Source organism: Plebeiibacterium sediminum (assembly GCF_026013605.1).
GTDB classification, from domain to species: domain Bacteria; phylum Bacteroidota; class Bacteroidia; order Bacteroidales; family Marinilabiliaceae; genus Saccharicrinis; species Saccharicrinis sediminus.
In genome coordinates this window covers 107,196-123,665 of record NZ_JAPDPJ010000003.1, presented here as the reverse complement: position 1 = coordinate 123,665, position 16,470 = coordinate 107,196, and the positions used below count along the sequence as shown (strand labels likewise).

The window sequence follows — 16,470 nt, the reverse complement described above, 5'->3', positions numbered from 1 at the left end:
CCTTTAATTATAAACATCCTATTGTAAAAACCTAAATTAATGGTATTTTTGTCACTTAAAATCAAAGTGAATATATGCAAGAATACTCTCACGCAGATCAAGAAGGGACAAGAGAGACTGTTGACAGATTTGAGGAACTGGTTCAACTAAACCAGGAATCCTATTTTGACGTGTTCCAAATTGAATCTATATTTGATTACTATCACCAAAAGAGCATGCTCGACAAAGCTGAATTAGCCATTGAAATGGGGCTAAAGCAGCATCCCGACTCCACTTGTTTAAAACTAAAACTTAGTACACTTTATCTTGAATTGGATAAAGATGATGAAGCTATTGAAATTTTAGAGTATTTAAAACAAGTAGAATCAAATAATCCCGAGGTTTTCTTAAATCTGGGAATAATACAAACACGATTTGGCGAAAAACCTAAGGCTTTAAAGAATTTTCAAATAGCCTTAAAACACTGTACAAAAGAAGATTTGGCAGATTACGTATTCGAAATCAGCTTTAATCTTAATCAGGAAGGCTACTATGTTGAAGCTAAAAACCTGATTAAATATTACAAACAGAAGTTTTCAAAAAACGAAAATATCCTGTTTGAACTCGCCTATGCATACGACAAATTAAATGACATTGACCATGGCATTGATATCTATAATAAACTTTTAGACCTCAATCCATATTTAGAAAATGCCTGGTATAACCTGGGTATTTTATACAACAAACAAGAAAATTATACGGATGCAATCGAGGCATACAACATCACCATTGCCATTGCTCCAAATTTATCCGAAGCTTATTTTAATAAAGCAAACAGCCTTGCTCAAACGGGCGATTACATTGAGGCTATAAATGCTTACGCAGAGTATTTATCCCATTCACATCCTAACTCCATTTCATATTTTTACATGGGTGATTGTTGGGAAAACTTAGGCAACTATAATTTAGCTACTCAATTTTACAAAGCTGCTGTTGATCTGGATCCGGAACACATTGAATCATTACGTTCACTTGGCAGAACTTCATATCGCGTTCAGGATTATGAAACAAGTATTTATGCCTTTGACAAAGCAGTAAGCATAGATCCCAAATCTGCCGAATTATGGAGAGCATTGGGGAAAAGCTATAAAAAAGTGAAGAAACCGGCAGAAGCCAAACGCTGTTTAAAGAGAGCTTTAATTAACCAGCACCAGGACACAAAAAACTGGATTGAAATGTATCAGTTTTTAGAGGAGAATGAATCTGATTTTAATGCCATACCATTTCTTGAATTACTATTAAGCAAAGATCAATCGAATGGAGCATTACATTATCTGGCAGCCATTATTTACAACAAATTCAACAAGCAAAAAGAATCATTAAATCACTTAATAATTGCCCGTCAATTATTACCTGAAGATTTAGAACTTGTTTTAAATAAATATCCAGCTTTAGTTTCAATGCCTGAGATTGCAGAATATATTAATTCTCAATTATAACAGTATTATTTCTAAACACCAATTAGGGAATAATAAACAAGCCATTCAAAAAAATAATTCTAAAACAGATGAAAGAGAACAACTCCAAAATATTTATTTCAAATATTTTTAAAGGCATGGCCATGGGTGCTGCAAATGTAATTCCAGGTGTTTCCGGAGGAACAATTGCCTTGATTACTGGTATCTTTGAAAGACTAATTGACGCCATTAAATCATTTGATCTTAAAGCCATCAACCTACTATTCAAGGGCAAATTCAAGGAACTTATCCAACACATTGATTTATGGTTTCTTGTTTCAGTATTCCTTGGTGTTGGAGTTGCCATTGTATCATTAGCCAGATTATTTAAATTTTTATTTGAAAATTACCCGGTTTATATCTGGGCATTCTTTTTTGGACTGGTTTTAGCCAGCGTTTATTTCGTAGGAAAGTCTGTACAAAAATGGAATCTCAGCAGTATCATTTCATTTATAATAGGTAGTGCCATTGCTATTTCCATTAGCGTTTTAACTCCGGCATCAGAAAATAGCTCTATGATTTATCTGTTTATCTGTGGAATAGTTGCCATTTGTAGTATGATCATTCCCGGATTATCAGGAAGCTTTGTTTTGATTTTAATGGGAAATTACCAATTGGTAATGATAAATGCAGTGAGTGAATTCAACATGAAAGTACTATTACCAGTTGCTGCAGGCGCAGGAATTGGTTTAATTGGGTTCTCTCATTTCCTTTCATGGTTATTAAAGAAATACCATAATCAGACCATAGCTATGCTAACAGGCTTTGTTTTAGGTTCACTAGGTATTTTATGGCCATGGAAAGAAACGCTTACTCAAACCTTTGGAGAAAAGGTAAAAACAATTGGATACGATTGGTTTATGCCAAAAGCTGACAGCGAGTTTCTTTTTGCTGTAGTTTTTATTATATTAGGAATAGCAAGCATTTGGCTTACAGAAACACTTGGTTCTAAAAAATCAAAAGCCGCTTAATTACTAATTAAAGTTATAAGGTTACAAAACATCCTCAAGCATCATAACCCAAACTTATTGGGATAATGATACCTTGTTATATGTTTTAATAACTGAATGATGATAAATTTCAACAAATGAAAACATTTGGATTAATTGGATACCCTCTTTCAAAATCATTTTCGCAGAAGTATTTCACCGAAAAATTTGAAAAAGAAACAATTAAGGCAAGATATCTTAATTTTCCAATTGCCTCAATTGACGAATTTCCTGAGTTAATAAATCACCATCCATACATAGGTGGGTTAAACGTTACCATTCCTTACAAAGAAAAAGTAATTCAATACCTTGATGATTTGGATCCAATTTCGAAAGAAGCCGGAGCTGTAAATGTGATCAAAGTAGATTGGACAAATCCTACAAAACCAAAATTAATTGGATATAATTCAGATATCATAGGTTTTTCAAAATCTATAGAACCTCTGCTAAAATCCAACCATAAAAAGGCACTGATTTTAGGAACCGGAGGAGCTGCTAAAGCTGTAGGTTATGCACTTAAAAGTTTGAATATTGATTACAAATTAGTCTCCAGAACTCCGGAGGGTGACAATCAAATAAGTTATCATTCACTAAATGAAGCTATAATGAATGAATATACTGTAATTGTGAACACTACACCTCTGGGTATGTATGGGAATATGGAAGCAAAGCCAGAAATTCCATATCACTATTGCGGTGAAAATCATTTATTCTACGATTTAGTCTATAACCCCGAAGTCACAGCATTTTTAAAAGCCGGACAAGATCAGGGAGCAGCTATAAAAAACGGACTAGAAATGCTTCACCTTCAAGCTGAAGCTGCCTGGGAAATCTGGAATAAATAACAAGAAAATTACTATACTACATATCATAAAAAAAGCGACTGTAATAAGTCGCTTTTTTTATATCTTATATCTTTTTAATCTGAGAAACAAATAAATCATCAGGATATCCCACATCCACCAAGTACAATGCTTGAGCGGGAGCTGAAGTTCCTGCCACACCCCGATCCTTTGTTGCAATAACATCTCTAAACTGTTCAATAGTCATTTTCCCCCTACCCACTTCAAGCAAAGTTCCCACAATGGCACGAACCATATTTCGTAAAAACCGATCTGCTTTTATAGTAAATATCCACTTTCCATTCAACAACTCCCATTTAGCATATACAACCTTACAATTATTAGTCTTCACATCCGTATGCAGTTTACTAAAACTAGTAAAATCAATATAATCAAGTAATACCTGAGCTGCCTGATTCATCAAATTAAAATCCAGAGCAACAGGTGCCTGATAAGCTAATTCCTGCAAAAATGGATTCTTCTTTTCTACTAAATGATATTCATAAGTACGGCTAACAGCTGAAAAACGACTGTGCGTTTCACCTTCAACCTTTGTCAATGAATAAATAGCAATGTCTTTAGGGATAAACCGATTCAACTTATAACAGAACTGAGATGAATCAATGGAATCATTTTCACAATCAAAATGAGCAACAAAATAAGATGCATGAACACCAGTATCTGTTCTTCCACAACCAACCACATTTACCTTTTCACGCACCACCTTACTAATACAATCATTCAACACTTCTTGTACAGAAATAGCATTAGGCTGAATTTGCCACCCATGATAATTTTTACCATTATAAGCCAGCTCAATAAAATATCTCATCATTTATTAATCAACAGTCCAAAATTTCCAGTCTTCAGTTCTCAGTCTACTGCCGACTGTCTACTGACTACTACTTCACTACTTCTCCAAACAGATCGTAGGCCTCAGCGTCGGTAATATTTACCTGATAAAACGTCCCTGTTTTTAACTCAGCTGAATCTACTGGAATCAGAACTTCAGGATCTACTTCCGGTGAATCAAACTCCGTTCTCCCGATATAGTAATCCTCTTCCTTCCTGTCTATAACTACTTTAAACTCTTTACCTATCTTTTCCTGATTGATTTCCCAGCTAATCTGCTCTTGCGCCTGCATAATAATATCAGCACGCTCTTGCTTTACTTCTTCAGGAACATCATCTTTATAGGTTCTGTATGCATGTGTATCCTCTTCGTGCGAATAAGGGAAAACACCCAAACGCTCAAATCGCATCTCCTTAACAAATTCAAACATTTCATTAAAGTCCTGCTCTGTTTCTCCCGGATGACCAGTTATCAGTGTTGTACGCAGATGAATACCCGGAACATCCTTACGCATTCTTTCCAACAACTTATAAGTATCTGCCTTAGTCACATTTCTTCGCATGATCTTTAACATCGGATCACTAATATGCTGCAATGCAATATCCAGATAATTACAAACATTAGGATGCTCATTCATCACTTTTAATACATCATAAGGAAAACCTGCAGGATAAGCATAATGCAAACGCACCCAATCAATACCATCCACATCAGCAATTTTACGCACCAATTCCCCCAAACGCATTTGTTTGTAATTATCTAATCCGTAAAACGATAGATCCTGGGCAATCATTTGTAACTCCCTAACACCTGACGAAGCCAATTTTTGAGCCTCATCAATCAACTCTTCCATAGGACGAGATTTATGCTTACCTGTGATTAAAGGTATTGCACAATAAGAGCAAGTTCTGTTACAACCCTCTGAAATTTTAAAATAAGCATAATGATCAGGAGTTGTTAAGGTTCGATCATTTCGAAGATCAGCTCTGTAGGACTGCCCTAAATCTGTAACAATTTTTTTCCAGTCAAATTTACCATAAATAGCATCTACCTCCGGAAGTTCCATTTTAAGTTGTTGAAAATACCTTTCGGATAGACACCCCATCACGAACAACTTTTCAATCTCTCCCCTCTTTTTTGCCTCAGCAAAATTCAAAATAGTTTCAATAGACTCCTCTTTTGCATCGCCAATAAAACCACACGTGTTAATAATAGCAATATCCCCTTCCGGATTTGAAGCATCATGAGCTACTGAAAAACCATTAGCTTCAAACTGCTTAATTAAGGATTCTGAATCCACCAAATTTTTTGAACACCCTAAGGTTACAACATCAATCTTTTTCTTCATTATTTACAGTTTATGACAATGGAGTTCAATCAATAAGACCTCATAATAACAACCTAACCAAAATTCCATTATCTAAAAAAACAAAAGGCCACCTTCTAAACAGGCAGCCCAATATAATGTTCTATAAATTTGTACTAATTAAAAAGAGAATCTACAAATTCATTACGGTTAAATACTTGTAAATCGTCCATTCCTTCCCCAATTCCAATATATTTTACCGGAATTTGGAACTGATCAGATACACCAATCACAACGCCACCTTTTGCAGTACCATCCAACTTGGTAATTACTAATGCATTAACTTCAGTTGCTTTTGTAAATTCTTTTGCTTGTTCAAAAGCATTTTGCCCTGTAGAACCATCCAACACCAAAATAATTTCATTTGGAGTATTAGGAACAACTTTTTGCATCACTTTTTTTACTTTGGTTAGCTCATTCATTAAGTTAACCTTATTGTGCAAACGACCAGCTGTATCAATAATAACCACATCGGCTCCCTGAGATTTTGCTGATGACAAAGTATCATAAGCAACAGATGCCGGGTCTGAACCCATACTTTGCTTTATCAAAGGAACATCTACCCTGTCGGCCCAAACCTGAAGCTGCTCAATTGCAGCCGCTCTAAAAGTATCGGCAGCACCTAAAACCACTTTTTTACCAGCAGCTTTAAACTTATGTGCCAACTTACCAATTGTTGTTGTTTTTCCAACACCGTTTACTCCAACAACCATGATAACATAAGGCTCATCACTCTTTGGCAACTCAAAATCACCTTCACCTTCAATTTGATTTTCAGATAACAGGTCAACTATTTCTTCTTTTAAGATTCTATTTAATTCAGAAGTACTTAAAAATTTATCACGAGCCACACGTTCTTCAATTCTTTCGATAATCTTTAAAGTAGTATCCACACCCACATCTGAGGTAATCAATACTTCTTCCAGTTCATCAAGAACAACATCATCTACTTTTGAACGACCTGCAACAGCTCTGGTCAGCTTTTTAAAAACACTCTCTTTTGTTTTAGCTAACCCCTTGTCAAGGCTTTCTTTTTTTTCTTTTGTAAAACTTCCAAATAATCCCATATCTTAATTAAAATAGAATATTAGATTTTGAGACAATAGAGAATAGAAATCATTAAATATTGAAGTGAGACTCCAAACTTAACTATTAACCTGAGGATAAATAAATCTAAAATCAGGTTCTTATTAACTAATCAAACTACTGCTGAATGAATGAGTTAAATATATAAAAAATAACAACCTATACTATAGTTGTTAACACAAAAAAGCCTCCTTTAAAAATTAAAGGAAGCTTTTTTGATAAAAAGTCTTTTGCAATGCAAAATTATTTCTTGAAAAAATCTTTCACTTCTTCATTGGTTACAATCTCTTCTTTAAAAGAGTATGCACCAGTTTTAGGCGATTTAACCATTTTAATCACTTTAGCGTGACCTTTACCGCCTCCCTTTTGTAGTGTTGCTACCGCTTTCTTAGCCATGATTCAAAGATTTATTTAATTTCTCTATGAATAGTATAACGCTTCAAAATTGGGTTATACTTTTTTAGTTCCATTCTATCAGGAGTGTTTTTTCTGTTTTTCACAGTGATATATCTGCTTGTTCCAGCCATTCCACTCTCCTTGTGCTCAGTACATTCAAGAATTACTTGAACTCTGTTTCCTTTTGCTTTCTTAGCCATCTTTTAATCCCCCTTAAAATTTAGTTATATAACCTTTTTCCTGAGCGGATTTCAAAGCTGCTAACAAACCAACTTTGTTGATCATTCTAAGCCCGGAAGCTGAAACCCTAAGATCAATCCAACGCTCCTCCTCAACAAGGAAGAAACGCTTTTTAAATAGATTCACATCGAATCTTCTTTTGGTTCTTCTTTTTGAGTGAGAAACATTGTTCCCAACCATGAACCTTTTTCCAGTTATTTGACAAACTCTTGACATTTTTCAATCGTTTTTTCGGATACATTTTTCAAACAGAGCGCAAAATACGTTATTTTTATCGTAAATAACAAATAAACAAGTAAGAAATATTTTATTTTTTTCAATATTTAATACTTCAAGCACAAACTACTTCACAAATATTAACCCGGGATTGGTCCCTGTTAAAGAACGACCACCTTCCGGAGTTACTAAAAAAGTATTTTCAATACCTACCATTCCAATACCTTCAATGCCTTTTTTCGGCTCTACTGCAAACACCATATTTTCAACCAATGGATCTTTAAATCCCTTGGCCAAAACAGGCATTTCATCCACGGTTAAACCAATTCCATGACCAATGAATTTTACCTGGCGATTTCCAAAGCCCATAAAATTCTTTTGGAACTCCGGACTTAAGTCTTCCATAATGGACTCATAAATTACTTCAGGAATGTTTCCCGGCTTTAACATCTCAGCCACCTTGTCCTGAATATTAACACATTGCTTATGTATTTCAATCACTTCCTGCGGCAACGATTCACCAAACATATAAGTCATGGTTTTATCTGAGTGATACCCATTTACTCCCAGACCCATATCCACAAAAACCAAATCCCCCTTTTTCAATTTACGCTTGCGATTTCCCAAACTTGGTACTGCTGCATTTAAACCTCTGTTACCTCCCGGTCCATCAAAATTTGTAGGATATAATGAACTATCTCCAAAGCCTAGTTGTGCTACTACAATTTCGGTGTCATGCATTCCAAAACGAGCCGTACCATGATGCCCTTCTTTAACCATTACCTGATACAATTCAGCAGCCAAATCTGTTTCAGTCATACCCTCTCTAAGCATGGTTGGTACAATATCTTCCAAAACCCTGCGGTGTATAGCTCCTGCCTCTTCAATATGCTTCACCTCCCAGTTGCTCTTTACCGAACGAGTTTGTGCAATTTGAAAATCTAGTGATTTATAAGATTCAAACGGAAAATGCTTCTGAAATCGATGATAGGCCGCCAACGGAACAAATTCAGTCTCTAAATAAACATTTTTAGGTAGTGTAGCATAATTTTCAGCAGCATCCCTAAAACTTCCTATTTGTCTGATATCTTCAAATTCAGATTCTTTAGAGGTTCTTTCATAACTTTTTCGAGCCCAAAGAATCGCATCTTTACCTCTTTCAATAATCAACACACCATCTGCCATAGAACCAGCGAAATACAGCATATTAATTTTGCTAAAAACAACAGCCATTTCCCATTCCGGATGTTGCTGATCCATAATTTGACAAAAACGATTCATTCTCACCTTCAACTCTGAAGCTGGTATTATATCAGTCATATTTTAAAATTTTAGCCTCAAAATTATAGTTTTGAGATAAAACGTATTCGTTTTTTGTATTAAACTTTATTAAAAGCAGGGATTTAGCAGATTTAACCTGCAACAAATAACTCTTTTGTTATTTGTAAGGATGAAAAACTACATTTAAGTAGAACTTTACTGCAATACTATTACTTTAATTAACTATCTACAAACGACTTGAATCTACTCATTAAAAAATGGTTCAATTTATGTAAACAGGCTTGTAAACACAATATAAGGATGAAGACAGAATTAGAGGAACTTACATTTTTAAAAGAAAGTTGGCTTGAAGAAAAGAAATTTATGGTATTCCAAAACCATAAAGGAGAACTAAGAGCTGTAGAAGCTCATATTGTTCAGGTTCCAAATTTAACTATGGGCGACAAATTAAAAGCCAGAGTTCGAAAAAAAGGTTGTTCCGGACGAGAGATTGAAACGGTATATCTATAAAATTTTCACACATCCGGATGCTTATTTTCGCTCTATACAAAACTCACATCAACCTAATTTACTTCACATTACACAAATACCCTTCCTAAAACGCCGCCTATTTTTTCTGATAACGGTTTAAAAATTAACATCAAGGTTAAACAAGTAGCATCAAATAATGTTTATACAGGTACATTACTTTAAGAAGCATTAACAAATCGTCTTTCTATTCAGACATAAAGACCTTTATTTATTGCACTGTAAAAACTGAGACAAAATTTTAAGATGGAACAAGAACAGAAAAAAAACAATTCTAAACTACCTAACTGGATCGAAATTATTTCGAAGTACAACAAACCATCCATATCAAAGAGCGTTTGGCAAATCATAAACTCTTTTATTCCTTATGTAGTTTTATGGTTTCTGATGGTAAAAAGCATTGAAGTATCTTATTGGCTAACTTTATTGCTTTCTGTATTTGCTGCTGGTTTTTTAATCAGAATTTTTATCATTTTTCATGACTGTGTACATGGAGCCTATTTTAAAAAGAGGAAGTACAATAAATATGTGGGTGTATTTTTAGGACTATTTGCCTTTACTCCTTTTCACAGGTGGCAAAACGATCATTTAATACACCATAATACTGTTGGAAATTTAGATGAACGTGGCATTGGCGACGTAAAAACCTTAACGGTTACTGAATATCTAAATCTATCGAAATGGAAAAGAATTAGATATCGTATTTACCGACACCCAATATTTTTATTTGGCCTTGCTCCTCTTTTACATTTTGGATTACAAAGCCGATTTACCGTTAAACGTTTACCCAAAAAGATTAAGAAATATGTTCATCTTACCAATCTGGCATTGGCAGTTCTTGTTGGTAGTTTAATTTGGTTGCTGGGATGGAAAACCTATTTATTGATTCAGTTACCTGTTTTATATATTGCTACCAGTCATGGTGTCTGGTTGTTTTATGTACAGCACCAGTTTGAAGGTGTAGTATGGACTAAAGCAACAAACTGGGATTACAAAACTATGGCACTGGAGGGTTCTTCATATTTTAAATTACCCATTTTATTACAATGGTTTACCGGAAACATAGGGTTCCATCATATACATCATCTATCGCCAATTATTCCATTTTATAATTTACCAAAATGCCATAAAGAGAATGAGCTTTTTCAAAAGATAAAACCCATTACATTTTTTTCTGCATTAAAGTCATTGAAATTACATTTATGGGATGAAAAAAGACAGCGCCTAGTTCATTTTAAAGAGATTGCTTACACCATAGATCGTTAGATTGGAGACAAAAGACAGATTTACACGATACTTAAATTCAACAGGTTAGTAATTTAGATTATCTATTAGCAACTTGCTAATTATCGATATTTTAAAAAATCTAAACAATCTATTGTTACAACAATTAGCATAAAGAGTAATTACAAATTCATCTTGATTGTAAAGTTTCTATCTTTGCGGCCTGATTACAAAATATAGTCATAAGCCCAATGCTACAAATAATATATCAAGATGAATTTATGGTTGTAATTAATAAGCCTCATGGTTTATTGGTTCATAGAAGTCCTATAGCTGCTGATGCAGAAGAATTTGCCATGCAAATGCTCCGGGACCAACTTCAGCAAAAGGTATTTCCGGTTCATCGTATCGACCGTAAAACATCGGGTTTATTATTATTTGGTTTAAGTAGTGAGGCTGCTCAAAAGATTCAATCTCATCTTGAAAACATCGAAACTCAAAAAACATATTTAGCTATTGTAAGAGGATATTTCCCTGATGAAATTGAAGTGGATCATCCTTTGACTAACGACAAAGGTAAAACACAAGATGCTTTTACTTCTTTTAAAACACTAAAAAGAACCGAGCTTGATATTCCTTTTGGAAAGTTTCCAACATCTCGTTATTCACTGATTGAGGCTTACCCCAAAACCGGTAGAATGCACCAAATACGTAAACACTTAAACCATCTACGCTACCCGATTATTGGTGATCGTCCGCATGGATGTAACAAACAAAACAGGTTATTTAAGGAGCAATGGAATATGACAACCATGCTTTTACATGCTCAAAAAATTAAGATTAAGCATCCTTATACCAACGAAACAATGCAACTGGAGGCTCCTTTGTTTGAAACCTTTTCTGAAATGATTTCTACATTGAAGCTGAATTAACTATCAAAATAAGAAACCTCTATTGCAGTCAGGTAGGTATTAAGCTGCATTCAACCTTGAGGCATTGTTGATTTGCTTGCAAAACATGTTTGCCATGTGTTCGGGTGCTATAATCCTACGCCTATCCGAACACAACCCGAACAGAACCCTATGCCACCCGAACGTGACCCGAACGCGACCCCAAGCCATATCCTAGCAGACTCCCAAAACATATATTTAGGTTTAATATTTACTTACTTCTTCTCCTGTTTCTATTTAAGTCCGAAAAGAGGGCGAAGTATTTTAGTTCTTCTGATTAATTCATAGCTGGCAAAACAACCTGTAAAACTAAATACAATAATAGTTAGCAACTTAACAAACACATTCAATGCCAAAGGAAGTATAATTAAAGATCCCAGGTATAAAAATATCATATGTAAAATATAAACCGGATAGGCTCCTTTGCTCAAATAAGTTAATATTTTACCTGGCTTGTTCAAGTATTTATAAGCAAAAGCTAAAATCGCATATATCCAGATAATAGATTCCAGCGCCATCAGATAACCCGGAGCTTTGAGATTAAAAACATATAATCGCATCCCATAAAGAAATAGGGCTATCAATAAATTGACAAACCTATACTTATAAATCGTTTTCCAAAATATATCACCCACCATAACAAAGCAATACCCAAAAAAGAAAGAAAGGAAACCTAGCGCAAAACCATGCCAGGTCATTGCATACAATTCATAGGGATTTGGCTTTATCAATATTGTTTCGAGCATAAATGGCCCTGCTATTAAAAGTAATCCAAACGGATTACCTAATACTTTGGATAGCATCTTTTTCAAGCTATTTTTCGCATTCTTTTGCAAAACAGAAAACAAGGGTGATAATACCAGTACATAAATAAAAATATTCATTAAAAACCATAAATGACCTCTGCCTGGCATATATCTAAAATCCTGCAAATAAAACTTTTGCCAGATAAATATATGTATGGGCACTATTGCCACAGCACCAAAAATAAGAGGAACCAAAATACGCCTTGTTCTTTCCCACAACAATTCTTTTATATTTCGTTTTCGCATGGCAAAAAATACGCCCATTCCGGAAACAAAAAACAGCAATGGAATTCTCCAAATATTAAGCATAGTCATAGGCTTCCATAATCCCTCAATAGGTTCAGGACTTTGGATAAAACCAATAAACATTCCCCAGGGTTGAAAAACAATGGCTATATGATAAATAAGCAGTAAACCAATAGCAATTACTCTTAACCAATCTATATCGTATCTTCTGTATTGAGTTTCCATTATTGTAAATTTAAAAGTGAACAAGATGAATGGTTGATATGTAAATTGATCATACTTTGTAAAATATATACAACCGCACATCAACCATAAAAACTACTCTACACTACTATTTTGCAACATTTGCGCAATAACAGGTCTGGTTGCTTCAATCTGTTCGTAGTCCAGTTTTAAACCTAACGAACCCAGTTGCTGAAGCAGAAAGTCGTAAACAGGTTTTACTTCGCTAAAAGGACCGGCTACAGACTGCAGTGCAGTTGCTCCCTGACCATTTAGCGCATTAATATTGGCACCATTTGCTATTAATGATTGTACAATTTCTGTGTGACAAAAAAATGCAGCCACATGCAAAGGTGTTGAGCCATCATTATTAACCATGTCAAGATCTGCTCCGGCATTAATGAGTGCTTTTGCTATTTCTGTTTTTCCAAAAACACAAGCAGTTAATAGTGGTGTAGACCCTCCTAAAGGTTCTTTAGTATTCAAATTAGTACCTGCCTTAATATGTTGTTGTACCGCAGCAAGGTTACCCATATATGCAGCTGTATTTAAATCGATGCCCGGAGCTTTCACTACCTTTGTAACATTTTCAGCATCCAGATTATTTGTAGAATTAAATGTACATGACATTAATAAAGAGCTTGCGATTAACATCATTAATAAAACTTTTCCGGTAATTAAAATTGTTGTTTTCATAATTATAATTTTTAATTGATTTTGAACGTTTAATCTGATACTGTAAAGTTCTATAATGCTGTGACGCACTGTTAATCAATCATGCAGACAATAGCATAAAGTTTTAACACTCAATAAAAACTATGACGCATACATATAAATTATGATGCAAACCATCATGCATGCGGTATTTTTACCAAAATATTTTATCTTTCGATCAATACTTTTTAATATGGATAACGACTCTCTTTTTAAAGATGATTTTCTGATAAAACTCAAAGAAATTATTGAGGATAAAATAGCCGATTCACAATTTGGAGTTGCGGAATTAGCTGATCATATTGGAATGAGTCGATCTAATCTACTCCGAAAAGTCAAAAAAATAAGTAATCTATCTGCAAGTCAATTTATAAACCGGGTCAGGCTACAAAAAGCTGTTGACCTATTAGATGAAGGTAGTTTAACTGTTTCGGAAATTGGTTTTGAAGTTGGTTTTGGAAGTACATCCTACTTCATTAAATGTTTTCGCGAACAATATGGCTATTCGCCTGGTGAATTTACAAAGCAAAAAGAACAGGATATTAGCAATACACCTATCGAAAAACCAAAGCCTAAATTAAATTACACTACTATAGCCATTACTTTTGCAGGATTAATAATACTGACACTTTTATTTCTTATTAATCCATTTCAGAAAAAGGAACCTGTAAAAGAAAAGTCCATCGCTGTTTTGCCATTTATTAATGACAGTAACGATTCGAGCAATGTATATATTGTCAACGGACTTATGGAGGCCATTTTAAATAACTTTCAAAAAATTGAAAACATGAGGGTTATTAGCCGAACTTCAGTGGAGAAATACAGGAATTCAAAAAAAACAATACCTGAAATAGCACGCGAATTAAACGTTAGCTATTTTGTTGAAGGAAGTGGCCAAAAAGTAGGGAACAAAATATTATTAAATATTCAGCTTATTGACGCCGAAAATGATAAACACTTATGGGCTGCACAATATAAACGAGAAGTAAAAGATATATTTGAACTCCAAAATAACATTGCCCAAACCATTGCCAACGAAGTTCAGGTTATAATTACTCCCGAAGAAAAGCAACGTATAGAACGCATACCAACCGATAACATGGAAGCTTATGATAATTACCTAAAGGGATTAGAATATATAAGAAACGAAACCGGTGCTGGTTTAAAAGAATCCATCATATGGTTTAAAAAAGCTATAGATCATGATTCTGAGTTTGCTGAAGCATATGCCTATATTGCCATTGCTTATTATTACATGGATGTTTTCCAGACTGACAAACAACACCTGAAGGAGTTAAATGAATATGCCGACAAAGCCATGTTGTACAACTCTGGTATTCCGGAAAGTTTAATAGCCAAAGGTCTTTTTTATATGAATTCGGGCGAGTATGCTAAAGCTTTGCCTCATTTTGAAAAAGCCCATAAATACAGTCCTAATTCGGCATGGATCATTAACTTTTTATCTGATTTTTATACTACCTATCAACCTGACACACAAAAATACCTTGAGTATGCTTTAAAAGGCGAACGACTTCATGTTGCGGCAAATGATTCTGCAACAACATCCATACTTTATTTACACCTTAGCAATTCTCTCATTCAAAATGCATTTGTAGATCAGGCTTTAAAATACATCAACAAAGCACTGGATTACAACCCCGATAATATTTCGGCCTATTACGTAAAGGCTTATATTCTTTTCGGCATTCATAAAGATTTGAATGAAACCAAAGACTTGTTACTGGAAACTTATAAAATGGATACGACCAGACTTGATGTGTTGCAGGAAGTGGGTAAATTATACTATATGCTCGGCGATTACAAATCCTCGTATAAGTATTACAAAAAATTTGAACATAAGCGCATTCAATACCAAATGGATATTTTTTGGTATGAGAATATCAAGATAAGTTATGTTTTTGATAAAAACGGTGACACAGCAAGAGCCAGGGAATTATTTGAAACATATAAAACCAGAGCTTCTCAGGACGAATCCATCTACAAAGACGTCATGTTATCTGCAAGCTATATTATTGAAGGTGATTTAAATAAAGCTATTGAGTATTTGAAAAAGTTCTCTGAATATGAGCACTATCACTATTGGACTATTCTGTTTTATAAACTCGATCCTATATCAAAAGAAATTCAAAAACATCCTGATTTTGATAAAGTCTGGAAGAAAATAGAAAAGAACTTTTGGAAAGATCACAATCAGATTGAAGAAGTGCTAAAAGAAAAAAATCTGCTTTAAAGAAACCCTCATTCTTTTTATTATTCATTCCATGTTACAAACAAGCTCTTTAAAAAGGATACTTTTTCAATTTCATTCCATTTATCAGTGTTAGAAATTGAGAAATTACTTGTAAATCCTTTATGTTCACCAACAAGAAAATAAGTATCCAATTTACTACCTTCTATTGGTCCAAAAATCCGATAAATCATAAAGTTTTTGGTACTATCCTGCTCCAACACTTGTCTTTTTAATCCGTAGGTATCCATAAAGTATTTGGAATCCCATTCGTAAAATGCTTTCACAAACTCAGCCCCCACCTTCTTTCCATCCATATTAAATTCATATTTATCAATTTTTCCTAATGCAATGGCTATTAATACAGAATCCTGATTTTGAAAATACTGTTGACGACTGTTGGAGTTATATTTGGTCTTTTCCCACTTACCCGGAATTTTAACTGACCCATATGGGAATACAAAATAATCTGTTTCGTTTTTTGCTTCATTGTATTCGCCACCAACAATTGTACTTGTTCTTTGAGTGGCACAGCCAATAAAAACAGTTATTACAATAAATAGTGTTATTAGGTTATTAAGGTTTGTTTTCATAGTTTTTTGGTCTTGAGTTAATATTTTCTGCAAATTAATCAAAATATTAGTTTTCTAATATTTTGACTTATAATCTTTTATCATATTTTCAACCATTACCTGTTGGTAATTTGTTTCCTAATCCTTTATATGAAAACCTATCCTTACTTATTCATTCTTAATTAGAAAATCAAA

Annotated in this window: 17 protein-coding genes; 7 read left to right on the top strand and 10 right to left on the bottom strand. The window is 34.1% G+C overall.

What is annotated here, in order from left to right; all coding sequences use genetic code 11:
• The first annotated feature begins 74 nt into the window (after positions 1 to 74).
• The 3 genes from OM075_RS03125 to OM075_RS03115 all read left to right on the top strand — a co-directional run bounded on the left by OM075_RS03125 (position 75) and on the right by OM075_RS03115 (position 3,330).
• The gene (locus tag OM075_RS03125) at positions 75 to 1,478 is read left to right on the top strand and encodes a tetratricopeptide repeat protein (protein ID WP_301189012.1); all 1,404 of its coding nucleotides are present in this window, start codon (positions 75 to 77) and stop codon (positions 1,476 to 1,478) included.
• 68 nt (positions 1,479 to 1,546) lie between these two features.
• Positions 1,547 to 2,467, top strand: a complete 921-nt coding sequence (locus tag OM075_RS03120) for a DUF368 domain-containing protein (protein ID WP_301189011.1) — start codon at positions 1,547 to 1,549, stop codon at positions 2,465 to 2,467.
• A gap of 116 nt (positions 2,468 to 2,583) precedes the next feature.
• The gene (locus tag OM075_RS03115; protein ID WP_301189010.1) at positions 2,584 to 3,330 is read left to right on the top strand and encodes a shikimate dehydrogenase family protein; all 747 of its coding nucleotides are present in this window, start codon (positions 2,584 to 2,586) and stop codon (positions 3,328 to 3,330) included.
• A gap of 64 nt (positions 3,331 to 3,394) precedes the next feature.
• On the opposite strand, the gene truA is transcribed toward OM075_RS03115, so the two are convergent.
• From truA to OM075_RS03080, 7 genes are all read right to left on the bottom strand, one after another.
• Positions 3,395 to 4,162, bottom strand: a complete 768-nt coding sequence (gene truA, locus OM075_RS03110; protein WP_301189009.1) for a tRNA pseudouridine(38-40) synthase TruA — start codon at positions 4,160 to 4,162, stop codon at positions 3,395 to 3,397.
• A 67-nt stretch (positions 4,163 to 4,229) separates the two neighbouring features.
• Positions 4,230 to 5,528: a 30S ribosomal protein S12 methylthiotransferase RimO gene (gene rimO, locus OM075_RS03105; protein WP_301189008.1), complete on the bottom strand. Its 1,299-nt coding sequence runs from the start codon at positions 5,526 to 5,528 to the stop codon at positions 4,230 to 4,232.
• A 134-nt stretch (positions 5,529 to 5,662) separates the two neighbouring features.
• Entirely contained in the window at positions 5,663 to 6,613 is a 951-nt protein-coding gene (gene ftsY / locus OM075_RS03100) for a signal recognition particle-docking protein FtsY (protein WP_301189007.1), read from the bottom strand.
• Positions 6,614 to 6,875: 262 nt separating this feature from the next.
• Positions 6,876 to 7,028: a DUF4295 domain-containing protein gene (locus OM075_RS03095; RefSeq protein ID WP_301189006.1), complete on the bottom strand. Its 153-nt coding sequence runs from the start codon at positions 7,026 to 7,028 to the stop codon at positions 6,876 to 6,878.
• 11 nt (positions 7,029 to 7,039) lie between these two features.
• Positions 7,040 to 7,228, bottom strand: coding sequence for a 50S ribosomal protein L33 (gene rpmG, locus OM075_RS03090; protein WP_301189005.1), 189 nt, complete (start codon positions 7,226 to 7,228; stop codon positions 7,040 to 7,042).
• Between the two features lie 13 nt (positions 7,229 to 7,241).
• Positions 7,242 to 7,484 (bottom strand): 50S ribosomal protein L28, encoded by a 243-nt coding sequence (gene rpmB / locus OM075_RS03085; protein WP_301189004.1) that lies wholly within the window; start codon positions 7,482 to 7,484, stop codon positions 7,242 to 7,244.
• A gap of 126 nt (positions 7,485 to 7,610) precedes the next feature.
• Positions 7,611 to 8,804, bottom strand: coding sequence for a M24 family metallopeptidase (locus OM075_RS03080; RefSeq protein WP_301189003.1), 1,194 nt, complete (start codon positions 8,802 to 8,804; stop codon positions 7,611 to 7,613).
• 261 nt (positions 8,805 to 9,065) lie between these two features.
• On the opposite strand from OM075_RS03080, the gene OM075_RS03075 reads away from it, so the two are divergent.
• From OM075_RS03075 to OM075_RS03065, 3 genes are all read left to right on the top strand, one after another.
• Positions 9,066 to 9,275 carry a hypothetical protein gene (locus OM075_RS03075; protein WP_301189002.1) on the top strand — a complete coding sequence of 70 codons (210 nt, stop codon included), beginning with the start codon at positions 9,066 to 9,068 and terminating at the stop codon, positions 9,273 to 9,275.
• A 264-nt stretch (positions 9,276 to 9,539) separates the two neighbouring features.
• Complete coding sequence (locus OM075_RS03070) at positions 9,540 to 10,559, top strand: fatty acid desaturase family protein (RefSeq protein ID WP_301189001.1); 1,020 nt, start codon at positions 9,540 to 9,542, stop codon at positions 10,557 to 10,559.
• Between the two features lie 209 nt (positions 10,560 to 10,768).
• Complete coding sequence (locus tag OM075_RS03065; RefSeq protein WP_301189000.1) at positions 10,769 to 11,449, top strand: pseudouridine synthase; 681 nt, start codon at positions 10,769 to 10,771, stop codon at positions 11,447 to 11,449.
• A 251-nt stretch (positions 11,450 to 11,700) separates the two neighbouring features.
• Here the strand turns inward: OM075_RS03065 and OM075_RS03060 are convergent, their stop codons facing one another.
• Both OM075_RS03060 and OM075_RS03055 read right to left on the bottom strand, forming a co-directional pair.
• On the bottom strand, positions 11,701 to 12,744 hold the full coding sequence (locus OM075_RS03060; protein WP_301188999.1) for an acyltransferase family protein: 1,044 nt from the start codon (positions 12,742 to 12,744) through the stop codon (positions 11,701 to 11,703).
• A 93-nt stretch (positions 12,745 to 12,837) separates the two neighbouring features.
• Positions 12,838 to 13,437 (bottom strand): ankyrin repeat domain-containing protein, encoded by a 600-nt coding sequence (locus tag OM075_RS03055; RefSeq protein WP_301188998.1) that lies wholly within the window; start codon positions 13,435 to 13,437, stop codon positions 12,838 to 12,840.
• 211 nt (positions 13,438 to 13,648) lie between these two features.
• Between OM075_RS03055 and OM075_RS03050 the strand changes: the two genes are divergently transcribed.
• Positions 13,649 to 15,706 carry a helix-turn-helix domain-containing protein gene (locus OM075_RS03050; protein ID WP_301188997.1) on the top strand — a complete coding sequence of 686 codons (2,058 nt, stop codon included), beginning with the start codon at positions 13,649 to 13,651 and terminating at the stop codon, positions 15,704 to 15,706.
• Positions 15,707 to 15,726: 20 nt separating this feature from the next.
• Here the strand turns inward: OM075_RS03050 and OM075_RS03045 are convergent, their stop codons facing one another.
• Entirely contained in the window at positions 15,727 to 16,296 is a 570-nt protein-coding gene (locus OM075_RS03045; RefSeq protein ID WP_301188996.1) for a hypothetical protein, read from the bottom strand.
• Between the last annotated feature and the right edge of the window lie 174 nt (positions 16,297 to 16,470).